A 13678-nucleotide genomic window follows, 5' to 3' on the forward strand; every position below is an offset into this window, starting at 1 on the left:
ACCTTCACGGGGAAGCGAGGGGCACGGGTGGGCACCGACACCGTGCGGACGGAGACGGCCGGCCCGGCCGGCGAGCGACTGCGTGAACAGCGCGGCTGGTACTTCTACGACTGGGCGTGCTCGGTCTACTCGACGAGCGTGCTCACCGTGTTCCTGGGCCCGTATCTGACGTCGGTCGCCGAGAAGGCGGCGGACGCGGAAGGCTTCGTCCATCCTCTGGGGATCCCGGTGCGCACCGGGTCGTTCTTCGCGTACTCGGTGTCCCTGTCGGTGATCGTGGCCGTGCTGATGATGCCCCTGGTGGGCGCGGCAGCCGACCGCACCGGCCGCAAGAAGCCCCTCCTCGCGGCGGCCGCCTACACCGGGGCCGCCGCCACGACGGCCATGTTCTTCCTCGACGGCGACCGCTATCTGCTCGGCGGCCTCCTGCTGGTGGTGGCGAACGCGGCCCAGTCGGTGGCGATGATGCTCTACAACTCCTATCTGCCGCAGATCGCGCCGCCCGAGGAGCGCGACGCGGTCTCCTCCCGGGGCTGGGCCTTCGGCTACGCGGCGGGCTCCCTGGTGCTGATCGCGAACCTCGTCCTCTACACCGGCCACGAGTCCTTCGGCCTCTCGGAGAGCGCGGCGGTCCGTATCTGTCTGGCCTCCGCCGGCCTGTGGTGGGGCGCGTTCGCGCTCGTCCCCCTACGACGCCTGCGCGACCGCCGCTCCGAGCAGAGGACGAGCGGTGGCTCCACGGGTGAGCCCACGGCTCCCGGCTTCCGGCAGCTCGCCGCGACCGTGCGCGGCATGCGCCGGCACCCGCTGACCCTCGCCTTCCTGCTGGCCTATCTCGTCTACAACGACGGCATCCAGACCGTGATCTCCCAGGCGTCGGTCTACGGCTCCGAGGAACTCGGTCTCGGGCAGTCGACGCTCATCGTCGCGGTCCTGCTGGTCCAGGTGCTCGCCGTGGCAGGAGCCCTGGGCATGGGCCGGCTGGCCCGGGCCTACGGCGCCAAGCGCACGATCCTCGGCTCGCTGGTGGCCTGGACGGTGACCCTGGCCGCCGGTTATTTCCTTCCGGCCGGGGCTCCGGTGTGGTTCTTCGTCCTGGCTGCCGGAATCGGGCTCGTGCTCGGCGGCAGCCAGGCGCTGTCCCGGTCCCTGTTCTCGCATCTGGTCCCGCCCGGCAAGGAGGCCGAGTACTTCTCGGCGTACGAGATGAGCGACCGTGGCATGAGCTGGCTCGGGCCCCTCCTGTTCGGGCTCACCTACCAGCTCACAGGCAGTTACCGGGACGCGATCCTCTCGCTGGTGGCCTTCTTCGTCATCGGATTCGCGCTGCTCGCCCGGGTCCAGGTACGGCAGGCGATCACCGACGCGGGCAACCCGGTACCCGAGAGGATTTAGCGTTCAGCACGAAAGCGCTGTAGTGTACGCGTTTGGCCTGCCAGGCGTACCGTTACTGCGCGTCAAAGATGCCGAACGCTGGGTCACATCTGCTAGCAGATGTGACAAACCGGGCGCTGGTGGGTACAACAAGGGGCGGCTACGACGGCGACGCGTTGCCCGGGACGGGACCCGGAACGGGAATCTTTACCGCCGACCGGACGTTGACCGGATGACGACGACAGCGACACCTGTCCTGTGGGCGACAAGCCCGGGAGGCACGATTCATGAGTGAGCGAGCTCTTCGCGGCACGCGCCTCGTGGTGACCAGCTACGAGACGGACCGCGGTATCGACCTGGCCCCGCGCCAGGCCGTGGAGTACGCATGCGAGAAGGGGCACCGTTTCGAGATGCCCTTCTCGGTCGAGGCGGAGATTCCGCCGGAGTGGGAGTGCAAGGTCTGCGGGGCCCAGGCACTCCTGGTCGACGGCGACGGCCCTGAAGAGAAGAAGGCCAAGCCTGCGCGTACGCACTGGGACATGCTGATGGAGCGGCGCACCCGCGAGGAACTCGAAGAGGTCCTCGAGGAGCGCCTGGCCGTTCTGCGCTCCGGCGCGATGAACATCGCTGTTCATCCGAGGGACAGCCGAAAGTCGGCGTAACCCTCCACGGGTTGGGCGCGACACAACGCACGCAACACAATGCGCGCACGAAAGACCGCGGGCGCCGTACTCCACGTACGGCGCCCGCGGTCTTTCTTGTGCGGACGGTGCACCCCGGCCGCGCCGACGCGTGCGCCCCGGACGTCTGTACGCGTCCATCCGGGCCTGTCTACACGTAACAGCCCGGACGTTGTACGCCGTTCATCCCGGACGTGTGGACGCGTGCGCCCGTGCGCGTGGCCGCCCCGCGCCCGGGGCCAGGGTCAGCGCGCCGGGTCCGGGTCCGGTCAGCGCGTCAGCGGCGGGCGCGGGTCCTGGTGGGCGTCGCCCGGCTCGTCCCGGATGACCTCGCCCTGGACCACCTTGCCGTCGGGCCGGCGCATACGGGCCTGCTGGAAGGCGTCACCCAGCGGCCCCGGGGCGGCCTCGCGGAGCTTACGCTCGACGGTGCGCTCGGCATAGCGGCTGAGGGCCTTCTGGACCGGCGGGACCAGCAGAAGCAGACCCACCGCGTCCGAGATCAGGCCGGGGATCATCAGCAGCAGGCCGCCCAGCATCATCAGGCCGTTGCCGCCGCCGCTCGACGAGTCCGAGGGGGCCCCGCCACGCTGGAGCGCCTCGTTCAGGTTCTGGAAAGCGCGCCGGCCCGCCCGCTTGATGACCACCGAGCCGAGCACGAATCCGGCGACCAGCAGCAGGAACACCGCGAACCCGCTCGCCGCGCCGGCCACCACGCTCAGCAGCCAGATCTCCAGCACGAGCCAGGCGGCGACACCCAGGGGCAGGAACGTGCGCAGCCGGGAGCGCCGGGGCCGGGCGGGGTACGGGGAGGTCGAAGCGCCAGTCGTCATGCGTCCAGTGTGCCCGGTACCGGCTCAGCACGGGATAAGGGGACGATCAGCCGCGGCCGTGGGTCATGGGCCAGTGGCAGTGCTACGACCCGGAGGGCTTCGTCCGGCCCACGATCTTGCCGACCCGCTCCCCCACACCCCAGGTGGTGACCCGCCACAGGGCCTCCACCAGGATGTCCCGGCTCATCTTGGAGTCGCCGAGTTCCCGCTCGACGAAGGTGATCGGGACCTCGACGACGTGGTAACCGGCCTTGACCGCGCGGCGGGCCAGGTCGACCTGGAAGCAGTACCCCTGGGAGGCGACCTGGTCGAGGCCGAGGCCTTCCAGGGTCTCGCGGCGGAAGGCGCGGTAGCCGCCGGTGATGTCGCGCAGCGGCAGGTCCAGGGCGAGGCGGGAGTAGAGGCTGCCGCCGCGGGAGATGTACTCGCGGGACTTGGGCCAGTTCACGACCCGGCCTCCCGGCACCCAGCGGGAGCCGAGGACCAGGTCGGCACCCTTGAGGGCGGTCAGCAGACGGGGCAGTTCCTCGGGCTGGTGGGAACCGTCGGCATCCATCTCGACGAGGACGCCGTACCCGTTGTCCAGGCCCCAGCGGAAGCCCGCGAGGTAGGCGGCGCCGAGGCCTTCCTTGCCTTTGCGGTGCAGGACCTGGACGTGGTCGTCGGCGGCGGCCAGTTCGTCGGCGAACTTGCCGGTGCCGTCCGGGCTGTTGTCGTCGGCCACCAGCACGTGCGCCTCAGGGACCGCCTTGCGCACCCGGCCGACGATCCTCTTGATGTTCTCGGCCTCGTTGTAGGTCGGGATGATCACCAAGACCGTTCCGAGCGGGCCGAACTCTCTCCCCCGGTCCTTCGCCACGAAGGCCCCGTCACCGTCGTTCACTGCTGCCCCTCCATGTCCGTCCGCGGAGGTCCACCTTAGTGGCCGCCGCCTGCGATGACGTGACAGGACGTTCGTATGGTGGTGTCGTTTCCACAAAAGCGGGGTAAGAGATCGTCTTTTGTGTGCGCTGTGTGCCGGAACGGGGGCTGTGCGTGCTGCGGATGGGGGCCCGGCGCCCTTCGGGCCGACCTGGGACCCGCTGGCTGCGGGTCGACCGAAAGCCGTTGTCTACTGAGCGCCCGGGCCCCACCCGGGTCACACCTCCCCGACCGGCCGGAACATTCCCTCGCCGTGGCGCGGGCGCTGAGCCTGGTTCCCAGTGGCGGTGCCCCGGTGCGGCACACCGTCCCTGACCCAGCGGCGCCACGACGCGTGCGCGGACGTTCTGAGGTCGGGCGTCCGGTGGTGGACTCGGCCGAACCTACCGGCCCGCTGCCGTCGGCTGTCAACAGCCGTTCGACCTGCGGGTCTTCTGTCAATGCCCAGGTCAGCGCGGTGCAGACGCAGGTTGCCCCTCGGCGCGTCGGCGGCCGATCGGGGGTGCGCCGCTCCTGGAGATCACTCGCCCGGCCGCACGAACACCGTCCGGCCGCCGACCACGGTGCGCAGACAGAGCGGGAGGTCACGGCCCGGGGTCAGGTCCGGCAGACCGGGGGTGCCGGACCGGGGGTCGGTCGACCAGCGGGCCACCCGGTCGTCCGGAGCCTGGACGACCAGTTCGTCGGTGCGCCACACGGCGTAGTCCGCGGGCGCGCCCGGCACCAGGACCCCCGCGTCGTCCCGCCCGACGGCCCGCCAGCCGCCCCGCGTGTGGGCGGTGAACGCGGCGCGCACGGAGACGCGGTGCCCGGGTGTGCGGTGGAAGGCGGCCGCGCGGACCGTGCCCCACGGGTCCAGGGGCGTGACCGGGCTGTCCGAGCCGAAGGCAAGCGGGACGCCGGCCCGCAGCAGCGCCGCGAAGGGATTCAGGGTGCGGGCCCGTTCGGCGCCCAGCCGCTGGGCGTACATGCCGTCGTCGCCGCCCCACAGCGCGTCGAAGGCGGGCTGGACGGAGGCGGTGAGGCCCAGTTCGGCGAAGGCGGCGATCGTCTCCGGCGTGAGCATCTCGGCGTGCTCGACGCGGTGCCGGGCAGCACGTACGCGGGCGAGGCCGACCTTCTCCGCGGCGGCGCGGACGCCCTCGACGACGGCGGTCACGGCGGCGTCCCCGATGGCGTGGAAACCCGCCTGGAGGCCCGCCTCGGTGCACGCGACGACGTGGGCGGCCACGGCCGCCGCGTCCAGGTAGGCGGTGCCGGTGTGGCCGGCGTCGGTGTACGGCTCGTGCACACAGGCGGTGTGCGAGCCGAGGGAGCCGTCGACGAACAGATCACCGGCCGCGCCGATCGCGCCGAGTTCCCGCGCCTTGTCGATGTCGCGCTCGGCCCAGTAGCCGACGACCCGGGGACCGGCCTCCTGGGCAGCGAGCCTCAGCAGCCCGGTGAAGTCGTCCTCGGAGGAGATGTCCGGCCCTGCGCACTCGTGAACGGTTCCGATGCCCAGGGAGGCGGCGTGGGCGAGGGCCGTGCGCTGGGCCTCGGTGCGCTGCCGCGGTGTGACGGCGGCGAAGGCGGTGGCGCGTACGGCGTGATGGTCGTCGGCGGTGAGCGGACCGTCCACCGTGCCGATACCGGGGGTCATGTCGAGAAGGGCGGTCGTGACGACCGCCGAATGGACGTCGATCCGGCTGAGGTAGAGGGGACGGCCGCCGGTCGCCGCGTCGAGCTCGGCGCGCGTCGGGGGGCGGCCGTCCGGCCAGCGGGAAGCGTCCCAGCCGTGGCCGAGCAGGACCCGGTCGGCCGTGCGGGCGGTCGCGAAGTCCCGTACGAGCGCGAGGGCCGCGTCCAGGGAGGAGGCACCGGACAGATCGAGGCCGGTGCGGGCGAGGCCGGTGGCGGTGGTGTGGACGTGGGCGTCGGTGAACGCGGGGGTGACGAGGGCGCCGTCGAGGTCGACCACCTCGTCGACGCCGTCCGCGAAGGCGTCGGCGGCGCCCTCCGAACCGACCCAGGCGATGTGTCCTCGCTCCACGACCATCGCGGTCGCGAACGGGTCGGCGGGGCTGTGGACCTCGCCGCGACGCAGGAGGACGGTCTTCGCTTCGAGGGTGCGCTCACTCATGGGGAACAGTCTCGCGCCTCAGCTCGGCGGCCCCGAACGCAGGTCGGTCAGATCCGCGGCGGCCGTGCCTCGTAGGGCGTCGACAGCACGACGGTCGTCCGTGTCGACACCCCCGCCAGCGAGCGCAGGCGCGCCAGCAGTTCCTCGAGTTCGTGCGGGGTGGCCACGCGCACCTTGAGGATGTAGTTCTCGTCGCCGGCGACACTGTGGCAGGCCTCGATCTCGGGGACGCCGGCGAGGCGTTCCGCGATGTCGTCGGGGGCGCTGGGGTCGAACGGTTTCACCGAGATGAACGCGGTCATCGGCAGCCCGACGGCCTCCGGGTCCACGACCGCGGCGTACCCGCGGATCACGCCCCGCTGTTCCAGCCGGCGCACCCGCTGGTGCACGGCCGACGTGGACAGACCGGTGGCCTTGCCCAGGTCTGTGTAGCTCATCCGCCCGTCCTTGACGAGCAGCTGCACGATTTGCCGGTCGAGCTCCTCCATGGCGCAAGAACCTACAGTGCCGCTGATCTCCTCGGATACCTGAGCGGCGCAGGTCATACCCGGTTCGTGATGTGGCCGAGAGCGGTCCGTGAGGCTCTCGGTGGACAAAACGAACGCCCCGGGCACCTGCGGGCGGCATGTGACGAACACCACACCCCCCGAACAGGCTCCGTGATGCTCTCGTGATTACCGCCAAGACGGGACGGGAAGTGCTTGCTGTGGTCGAGGCCGCAGCGCCTTTCACGGCCCAGCCCGAGGGGGAGAAACCAATGCAGAGTCTTAAGCGCCCTGGTCGTACCGCGTCCAAGCGGCCGCAGTTGATGATCGAGCCCGAGCCGGAGGGCGTCGATCCCGACGCTCTCGGCGACGAACTCGACGCCTACGACACCTTCGAGATGTACCGGGTGATCTGCCCGGACTGCGCGCAGCCCATCGCCCTGCTGGCGGACGAGGAGATCCTGCCGGAGCACGCGCTGTGCGCCTCGCCGTGGAACCCGTTCGGGCTGACGGTCTGCGCCGGCACGGGCCGCCGGGCGTCCGACGCCAAGCCGGCGGACGAGTCGGTGGAGCCCCAGGAGCAGGACACGGCCCTCCTGTTGACGCTCCCTCAGGGCCTCGACTGGCGCAAGCAGCCCTTCTCACACGTCGGCGGCCCGGGCTCGCGCCCGATCCGGGTGCCCGTGATGCGGCGCCACGCCGCCTGAGCGACGCCCTCGCTCCCACCCCGTGACCGGTCCGCGCCACGGCTCGCAGCCGCCGTGGCGCGGTTCGGTGTGCCTTGAGCGGTGTCCTGACGGGCGCCTGGCCGAGGAGACCGAAAGCCGACCGGCGCCCCGATCCGTCCGACCCGGCACCCCGACCCGGACACCCGGCACCGTGATCTGCCCCGACCCGCCACCCGGTCCGGACGTCCGTGAACGCACGCCCGATTCCGGCGACCGGTGACCTGTGCGCCGGGATCCGCGTTGCCCTGGTATGACCCCCACCTCTTCAGCGACCGGGCGTCAACGCCGGCTCTTCGTTCCCGCCCCCGTGTCCCGGGGACACGGCGAATCGGTTCCGCCTCCGCCGCCGGTTCAGGACCCGCCCATCTACCGCGATCTGCTGCGCACCTGGGCCGACCGCGGTCGCACCCTGCCGGGGCGCCACGACCCGGAGTGGGTCCGGCTGGCGGCGCCCCAGGTGACGGCGGGGCAGTTCAGCGGGTCTCGGGACCCGCTAGGTGACGGGCGATGACCATCCGCTGGATCTGGTTGGTGCCCTCGACGATCTGCAGCATCTTGGCCTCGCGCATGTACCGCTCGGCCGGGAAGTCGGCGGTGTAGCCGTACCCGCCGAGGACCTGGACGGCGTCGGTGGTCACCCGCATCGCGGAGTCGGTGCAGTGCAGTTTGGCCATGGCCGCCTGCTTGGCGAACGGCCGTCCCGCGTCCCGCAGCCGCGCCGCCGACAGGTACAGCGCCCGCCCGGCCTCGATCTGGGTCGCCATGTCGGCGAGCATGAAGCGCAACCCCTGGAAGTCCGCGATCGGCCGCCCGAACTGCCGCCGTCCGGTCGCGTACGCCACCGCCTCGTCCAGCGCCGCCTGGGCCAGGCCGATCGCGCAGGCCGCGATGCCGAGCCGCCCGGAGTCGAGTGCGGCCAGGGCGATCGCGAAGCCCTGGCCCTCGTCGCCGATGCGCCGGTCGTCGGACACCCGCACCCCGTCGAAGTGGACCTGGGCGGTCGGCGAACCCTTCATGCCCATCTTCTTCTCGGGCGGCGCCGCGCTCAGCCCCTCCGCGTCGCCCGGCACCAGGAACGCGGTGATCCCGCGCGGGCCCTCCTCGCCGGTACGTGCCATGACCGTGTAGAAGTCGGCGACCCCGCCGTGTGTGATCCAGGCCTTGGTCCCGGTGATCACCCACTCTCCCCCACCGTCCCGCACGGCCTTCGTGCGCAGTGAGGCCGCGTCCGATCCCGAGGAGGGCTCGGACAGGCAGTACGCGCCCAGCAGACCGCCGCCGAGCATCGCGGGCAGGTGCTCGACCTGCTGTTCCTTGCTGCCGTAGGCGGCGAGAGCGTAGGAGGCGAGGGTGTGCACGCTCACGCCGAGGCCGACGGTGAGGCGGGCCGCGGCGAGTTCTTCGAGGACCTGGAGGTAGACCTCGTACGGCTGGTCGCCGCCGCCGTATTCGGAGTCGTACGGCAGGCCGAGCAGGCCGGATGCGGAGAGCAGGGTGAAGACCTCGCGCGGAAAGCGTCCGGTGTCCTCCTCCTCGGCCGCCTTCGGGGCGATCTCGTGCTGCGCGATGTCGCGGACGAGCGAGATCAGATCCCGGGCCTCGTCCGTGGGCAGTTGCCGGTCCACCGGCTGCGGGGCGCGGTCGGGCATGGCGACGCTCTCCTCCCTGTCGGGCGCGGGCGGACGGGCCCTTCGGGTGGGGGCGGCGCCGCCGGGTCTCACTGGGTGCCGGCCGATGCTCGCACTCCCGGGTCGCGGAAGCTGCTGACCAGCGGCTGTGCGCTGTGAGTATGCCCGATCGGACGCACCCCGTCACCGGTTAACGACCGCTCACTTCAAGAAATTCCGCCACGCTCACCTCTGGGGAAATTGGTACGAACCATTGACGTATTGGTCTAGTCCTCTTAGCGTTTCGCCTCAACGCTTCCCCGCGTTCATGCCAATCGGCGTGCGATCCCCTCCCTGTCCCCCGCGAGGAGACACCCGATGCACACCCCGCTCCACTCCCGCGCCCGTTTCCGGGCCCTGCTGTCCGCCTCGTGCTGCGCCGCACTGGGCGCCGCCCTGCTCGCCGGTGCGGGCACCGCCACCGCCACCGCCGACACCGTCGCGACCCCTTCGGCCGGCGCGGCCGGCTCGAAGGTGGTCGGCTACTTCACCGACTGGGGCATCTACGGCCGGCAGTACTACGTCAAGAACATCGAGACGTCCGGCTCCGCCGACAAGCTCACCCACATCAACTACGCCTTCGGGAACGTCACCGACGGCAAGTGCGCCCTCGGCGACTCCTGGGCCGACACCGACAAGCCGTTCACCGCCGAGCAGTCCGTGGACGGTGTCGCCGACACCGCGGACCAGCCGCTGAGCGGCAACTTCAACCAGCTGCGCAAGCTGAAGAAGCTCCATCCCCACCTCAAGGTCCTCTGGTCGTTCGGCGGCTGGAGCTGGTCGGGCGGGTTCGGCGAGGCGGCCAAGGACCCGGCGGCCTTCGCCCAGTCCTGCTACGACCTGGTCGAGAACTCGAAGTGGGCGGACGTCTTCGACGGCATCGACATCGACTGGGAGTACCCCAACGACTGCGGCCTGACCTGCGACACCAGCGGGCGGGAAGGTTTCAGGGACGTGATGGCCGCGCTGCGCGCCAAGTTCGGCAAGCGTGAGTTGATCACCGCGGCGATCACGGCCGACGCCACGAGCGGCGGCAAGATCGACGCGGCGGACTACGGGAGCGCGGCACGGTACGTCGACTGGTACAACCCCATGACGTACGACTACTTCGGCGCCTGGGACGCCACCGGCCCGACGGCGCCGAACTCCCCGCTGACGTCCTATCCGGGCATTCCGAAGGAGGGCTACGACACCGCCGCCACCATCGCCAAGCTCAGGAGCCTGGGCATCCCGTCCTCGAAGCTGCTGCTCGGCATCGGCTTCTACGGGCGCGGCTGGACCGGCGTCACGCAGACGGAGCCGGGCGGCACGGCCACCGGCCCGGCGGCGGGCACGTACGAGGCCGGCAGCGAGGACTACAAGGTGCTGAAGACCACCTGCCCGCCGACCGGGACCGTGGGCGGCACCGCCTACGCCAAGTGCGGCAGCGACTGGTGGAGTTACGACACCCCGAAGACGATCAAGGGCAAGATGAAGTACAAGGAGGCGCAGGGCCTGGGCGGCACGTTCTTCTGGGAGCTGAGCGGGGACACCGCGGACGGTGAGCTGATCAAGGCGATCGACTGACCGATGCCACGGGGGACTCGGGGCGGAGGACCACGGGCCTCCGCCCCACGGGTCTGTCCGGCGTCAGGCGTCGTCCCGGCGGGCCGGTTCCGGGGCCGGGTAGGCGGGGTCCAGCTCCTCGATCGCGCGCATCGCACCGCCGAGCGTCTTCACCAGCAGTTCGCACATCGTCGCGCGGGACAGCTGGGGGCGGTCGATCCAGTCGAGGGCGGCACCCTCCACACTGCACAGCCAGGCCAGCAGGCCCATGCGGGGCAACGGGGCGATGTCGCTGCGGCCGTACGCCCCTTCCGCGATGGTCGCGACGATCGCCTCGCGCACACCGTCCCGGATCGCGTGCACCTCGGTGTCGAAGCCGACGCCGCCGCTGACGATCGTGCGGTACGCGGCCTGGTTGTGCTCGGCGTAGCGCAGATAGCTGTCGATGGTGCGGTGGACGCGGTCCACCGGCTCCAGTTCGAGGCCGCTCGCCGCGTAGGTGACCAGGTCGGCGACGGAGTCCTGGATGATCGCCAGGTAGTAGCCGCGCTTGGACTGGAAGTAGTAGTAGATCAGCCCCTTGGCGACATGCGCCTGGCGGGCGATGTCGTCCATGGAGAGCGCGTCGTACGACGTGTCGGCGAACAGCTTCCGCCCGATGGTGATGAGTTCGGCACGGCGTGCGACGGAGCGCTCGGTGCCGCGCGCCTGCGGGCGGACGGCGTCGCGCTGTTGACTCATATTCAATTTCGACCCTGGTCTCGACGGGCGGCGGGACACCCGCAGTATGGCAGGTCGGTATGGGTCAGCTCACAGCAGGCCGAGCTGGGTGACGAGCATCGCGATCACCACGACGAGGGTCCATCCCAGGACATGCTCGACGATCTTCGGGCCGTCTTCCCGGGGGCCGCCGGTACGGGCGCGGGCGGCGGTGGCTGCTGCTGAGGTCATGGTCTCTCGCTGGGCTCGGCTGTGCGGTGGACTCCCCCCGGAGTTCTGTCCACCTTGCCACCGTCGGCGGCCGGCGCGGCCGAGATGTCGGTCACAGGGCCCCGGTTCTCCGGGGCCCTGTACGGACTCGTCAGCGCACGCCCACCGCCGCGAGCGCCGCGCGCTGGCGTGCGGTCGGACGGGATGGGAAGTACAGGTAGCAGACGCCGCCGGTGCCGGAGACGACCTTGCCGGAGGCGTTGTACCGCTTGGTCCTGAGCCAGATGTTCTCCCACTCGCGCCGCTGGTAGACGCGCCGTACCGCCTCGTCGGCGGGCGAGGCCGGGTCGTTGGCGATCACATCGCCGTCCCCCGTGAACCCGATGACGGTCATCAGGTGCCCGGCGGTGCCGTACCCCGCCCCGGTGAGCTCCTCCTTGAGGAACGACTGGGACGTTATGGCCGGGATGCCGGCCGCGATCAGCGTCTCCAGGTCGGTGAGGGAACCGAGCCGGGTGACCACACCCTGGAGGTCCTTGAAGGTGGCGGCGTAGGCGACGTTGAAGGGCCAGTTGCCGCAGCCGGCGTACTGGTGGTCGTAGGTGAAGCGAGCCGCGTGGCAGACCTGCGGGTCGGCGTACGACGGGTCGACCCACGCCAGTTGCCCGGCGGTGAGCCGGCCGCCCCAGTACTCGATGATCATCTGGGAGGAGGTGGGACTGCACCAGGCCTCGCCGCCGTTGTCGTACTCCGGGTACTGACCCTTGTGGATCTCCTGCGAGTAGCGCGGGACGATCAGTTCCCCGGCCGCGCCCGGCGTGGAGGCCGGGACGGTGAAGCGGTCGGGGACGTCGGAGCCCATCGCGCCGAGCCGCCAGACGGTGGGCGTGGCTTTCGTGCCGGGCTTGCGGTAGAGGGTGAGCCGGAGACGGTACGAGGACAGACGCAGGCCGCCGGCCGGGGCGTCGATCGCGAACGTGTCCGTCCAGACGCTGCTTCTGCCGTCGCTCTGGCCGTCGACCGAGGTCCTCTTGATGTCCTGGTCACCGGCCGCCCAGCGGCCCATCACGTACCAGGGGGTGTCCGTACCGTCGGAGTACGTCCCCTTCAGTTCCACCTGGAGCCAGGTGCCGGCCGGGGTGTGCGCGTTCCAGGACGCGACCACCTCGGTGGCGGGGACGGCGAGGGCGTGCACGGAGGACGTCCAGGTCCCGTACTCCCAGGCGGCGGTCGTGCCGGTGTGCGGGTCGGTGTAGTCGGCGGTGCCCGCGGGGGCGGCGACCACCAGGCCCGGGCGGGCTCCCGCGACGGCACGGGTGCCGTGGGCGGTGCCGCCGTGCCAGTCGGCGTACGTGATCCAGGCGCGGTTGTCGACAGGGCGGGCCGGAGCCTGCGCGGGGGCGGCCGGGCCGGCGGGGTCGGCCGCGGACTCGGCGGCCGCCGGGCCCGCGCTGCCGGCTAAAGCGGCGGCGACCGCGGCGGACAGGACGGCTCTGCGGGACGGCTGTTCTGGTCTGATCATGGGCGGGATGACCCCCGGGTGTCCGAGTCGGGCGGATCCAGTGCACGGTGGTGCGCCCACTATGGAGCAGGGGGCATGCCCCTGCCAGCACTTCGGCCCGCGTCGCGCCCACCAATATGGGTCTTGTCCACTGGCACGCCGACCGGTGCCGACGATCAGCCGGGGAGGCCGCGTAGCCTGGCGATCAGCGCCCCCGTCCGCCTCCCGCACCGACCCAGGAACCGCCATCCACGAACTCGCCACCCGGCTGCGCCGCCTGCCCCCGTCCTGCGGTCCGGTCCGTCTGATCGGGATCGACGGGCACGCCGGCTCCGGAAAGTCCACGTTCGCCGGGCAGTTGGCCCACGCGCTCGCCGGTGCGCCGGTGCTGCGCCTCGACGACATCGCCAGCCACGCGGAGTTGTTCGCCTGGACGGACCGACTGCGGACCCAGGTGATCGCCCCGCTGAGCCGCGGCGAGACCGCGCACTACGCCCCCTACGACTGGAACGCCCGCCGCTTCGGACCGCCCCACCCGCTGCCGGCCGCCCCGGTGGTCCTCGTCGAGGGAGTCGGCGCCGGCCGCCGCGCACTGCGCCCGTACCTGGCCCAACTGCTGTGGATGGACATGCCGCGCGAGGAGGCGTGGGCGCGTGGGCGGGCCCGGGACGGGAAAGAACAGCGGGAGTTCTGGGCCGGATGGGTACGGGCGGAACAACAGCACTTCAGCGAGGATCCTTCCCGGCCCTTCGCCGACCTTCTCGTGCGCCAGTGCGAGAAGGGATATGAGCTGCTTCGTGGGCCTGCCGGGGCGGTTGGACCGGACCACTCCATCACGCACGGTGACGGATCGTCCGCAGTGTGCTGAACCCGTGAAGGGCCTTGCCGAACA

14 protein-coding genes are annotated in these 13678 nt (G+C 71.3%); 6 read left to right on the top strand and 8 right to left on the bottom strand.

All coding sequences use genetic code 11. From position 1 onward, the window contains the following. Nucleotides 1–27 precede the first annotated feature (27 nt). Together ACIBK3_RS38020 and ACIBK3_RS38025 are read left to right on the top strand one after the other, a co-directional pair. Nucleotides 28–1395, top strand: coding sequence for an MFS transporter (locus ACIBK3_RS38020; protein ID WP_399372439.1), 1368 nt, complete (start codon nt 28–30; stop codon nt 1393–1395). A 266-nt stretch (nt 1396–1661) separates the two neighbouring features. Further along, nucleotides 1662–2036: an RNA polymerase-binding protein RbpA gene (locus tag ACIBK3_RS38025; RefSeq protein ID WP_003977404.1), complete on the top strand. Its 375-nt coding sequence runs from the start codon at nt 1662–1664 to the stop codon at nt 2034–2036. Nucleotides 2037–2323: 287 nt separating this feature from the next. On the opposite strand, the gene fxsA is transcribed toward ACIBK3_RS38025, so the two are convergent. The 4 genes from fxsA to ACIBK3_RS38045 form a co-directional block, all read right to left on the bottom strand. Beyond that, nucleotides 2324–2887 carry an FxsA family membrane protein gene (gene fxsA, locus ACIBK3_RS38030; protein ID WP_399372441.1) on the bottom strand — a complete coding sequence of 188 codons (564 nt, stop codon included), beginning with the start codon at nt 2885–2887 and terminating at the stop codon, nt 2324–2326. A gap of 82 nt (nt 2888–2969) precedes the next feature. Further along, entirely contained in the window at nt 2970–3770 is an 801-nt protein-coding gene (locus ACIBK3_RS38035; RefSeq protein ID WP_399372443.1) for a polyprenol monophosphomannose synthase, read from the bottom strand. Between the two features lie 558 nt (nt 3771–4328). After that, a complete protein-coding gene (locus ACIBK3_RS38040) occupies nt 4329–5930 on the bottom strand; it encodes an amidohydrolase (protein WP_399372445.1) in 1602 nt (533 codons plus the stop codon). 47 nt (nt 5931–5977) lie between these two features. Then, nucleotides 5978–6418: an Lrp/AsnC family transcriptional regulator gene (locus ACIBK3_RS38045; protein ID WP_030677853.1), complete on the bottom strand. Its 441-nt coding sequence runs from the start codon at nt 6416–6418 to the stop codon at nt 5978–5980. Between the two features lie 269 nt (nt 6419–6687). Between ACIBK3_RS38045 and ACIBK3_RS38050 the strand changes: the two genes are divergently transcribed. Then, nucleotides 6688–7122, top strand: coding sequence for a hypothetical protein (locus ACIBK3_RS38050; protein WP_399372447.1), 435 nt, complete (start codon nt 6688–6690; stop codon nt 7120–7122). Nucleotides 7123–7393: 271 nt separating this feature from the next. Then, nucleotides 7394–7654, top strand: a complete 261-nt coding sequence (locus ACIBK3_RS38055; protein ID WP_399372448.1) for a hypothetical protein — start codon at nt 7394–7396, stop codon at nt 7652–7654. Here the strand turns inward: ACIBK3_RS38055 and ACIBK3_RS38060 are convergent. Further along, on the bottom strand, nt 7617–8792 hold the full coding sequence (locus ACIBK3_RS38060) for an acyl-CoA dehydrogenase family protein (RefSeq protein WP_399372449.1): 1176 nt from the start codon (nt 8790–8792) through the stop codon (nt 7617–7619). The genes ACIBK3_RS38055 and ACIBK3_RS38060 overlap by 38 nt on opposite strands. Before the next feature lie 336 nt (nt 8793–9128). On the opposite strand from ACIBK3_RS38060, the gene ACIBK3_RS38065 reads away from it, so the two are divergent. After that, nucleotides 9129–10376 (top strand): glycoside hydrolase family 18 protein, encoded by a 1248-nt coding sequence (locus tag ACIBK3_RS38065; protein WP_399372451.1) that lies wholly within the window; start codon nt 9129–9131, stop codon nt 10374–10376. Between the two features lie 63 nt (nt 10377–10439). Here the strand turns inward: ACIBK3_RS38065 and ACIBK3_RS38070 are convergent, their stop codons facing one another. The 3 genes from ACIBK3_RS38070 to ACIBK3_RS38080 form a co-directional block, all read right to left on the bottom strand. Next, nucleotides 10440–11102 carry a TetR/AcrR family transcriptional regulator gene (locus ACIBK3_RS38070; protein WP_399372452.1) on the bottom strand — a complete coding sequence of 221 codons (663 nt, stop codon included), beginning with the start codon at nt 11100–11102 and terminating at the stop codon, nt 10440–10442. 63 nt (nt 11103–11165) lie between these two features. Continuing rightward, nucleotides 11166–11306: an SCO1431 family membrane protein gene (locus tag ACIBK3_RS38075; protein WP_399372454.1), complete on the bottom strand. Its 141-nt coding sequence runs from the start codon at nt 11304–11306 to the stop codon at nt 11166–11168. A gap of 130 nt (nt 11307–11436) precedes the next feature. Continuing rightward, entirely contained in the window at nt 11437–12807 is a 1371-nt protein-coding gene (locus ACIBK3_RS38080) for a peptidase C39 family protein (RefSeq protein ID WP_399372455.1), read from the bottom strand. Between the two features lie 226 nt (nt 12808–13033). On the opposite strand from ACIBK3_RS38080, the gene ACIBK3_RS38085 reads away from it, so the two are divergent. Continuing rightward, on the top strand, nt 13034–13654 hold the full coding sequence (locus tag ACIBK3_RS38085) for a uridine kinase (RefSeq protein ID WP_399372647.1): 621 nt from the start codon (nt 13034–13036) through the stop codon (nt 13652–13654). Nucleotides 13655–13678: the final 24 nt, after the last annotated feature.

The sequence above is a fragment of the Streptomyces sp. NPDC050287 genome, from assembly GCF_044459385.1.
In the GTDB taxonomy this organism is placed as follows: Bacteria; Actinomycetota; Actinomycetes; order Streptomycetales; family Streptomycetaceae; genus Streptomyces.

Excerpts from the sequence above, each read along its gene's own strand:
- ACIBK3_RS38025 (WP_003977404.1), top strand. The coding sequence starts at position 1,662 with ATGAGTGAGCGAGCTCTTCGCGGCACGCGCCTCGTGGTGACCAGCTAC.
- fxsA (WP_399372441.1), bottom strand. The coding sequence starts at position 2,887 with ATGACGACTGGCGCTTCGACCTCCCCGTACCCCGCCCGGCCCCGGCGC.
- ACIBK3_RS38040 (WP_399372445.1), bottom strand. The coding sequence starts at position 5,930 with ATGAGTGAGCGCACCCTCGAAGCGAAGACCGTCCTCCTGCGTCGCGGC.
- ACIBK3_RS38045 (WP_030677853.1), bottom strand. The coding sequence starts at position 6,418 with ATGGAGGAGCTCGACCGGCAAATCGTGCAGCTGCTCGTCAAGGACGGG.
- ACIBK3_RS38050 (WP_399372447.1), top strand. The coding sequence starts at position 6,688 with ATGCAGAGTCTTAAGCGCCCTGGTCGTACCGCGTCCAAGCGGCCGCAG.
- ACIBK3_RS38055 (WP_399372448.1), top strand. The coding sequence starts at position 7,394 with ATGACCCCCACCTCTTCAGCGACCGGGCGTCAACGCCGGCTCTTCGTT.
- ACIBK3_RS38060 (WP_399372449.1), bottom strand. The coding sequence starts at position 8,792 with ATGCCCGACCGCGCCCCGCAGCCGGTGGACCGGCAACTGCCCACGGAC.
- ACIBK3_RS38065 (WP_399372451.1), top strand. The coding sequence starts at position 9,129 with ATGCACACCCCGCTCCACTCCCGCGCCCGTTTCCGGGCCCTGCTGTCC.
- ACIBK3_RS38075 (WP_399372454.1), bottom strand. The coding sequence starts at position 11,306 with ATGACCTCAGCAGCAGCCACCGCCGCCCGCGCCCGTACCGGCGGCCCC.
- ACIBK3_RS38080 (WP_399372455.1), bottom strand. The coding sequence starts at position 12,807 with ATGATCAGACCAGAACAGCCGTCCCGCAGAGCCGTCCTGTCCGCCGCG.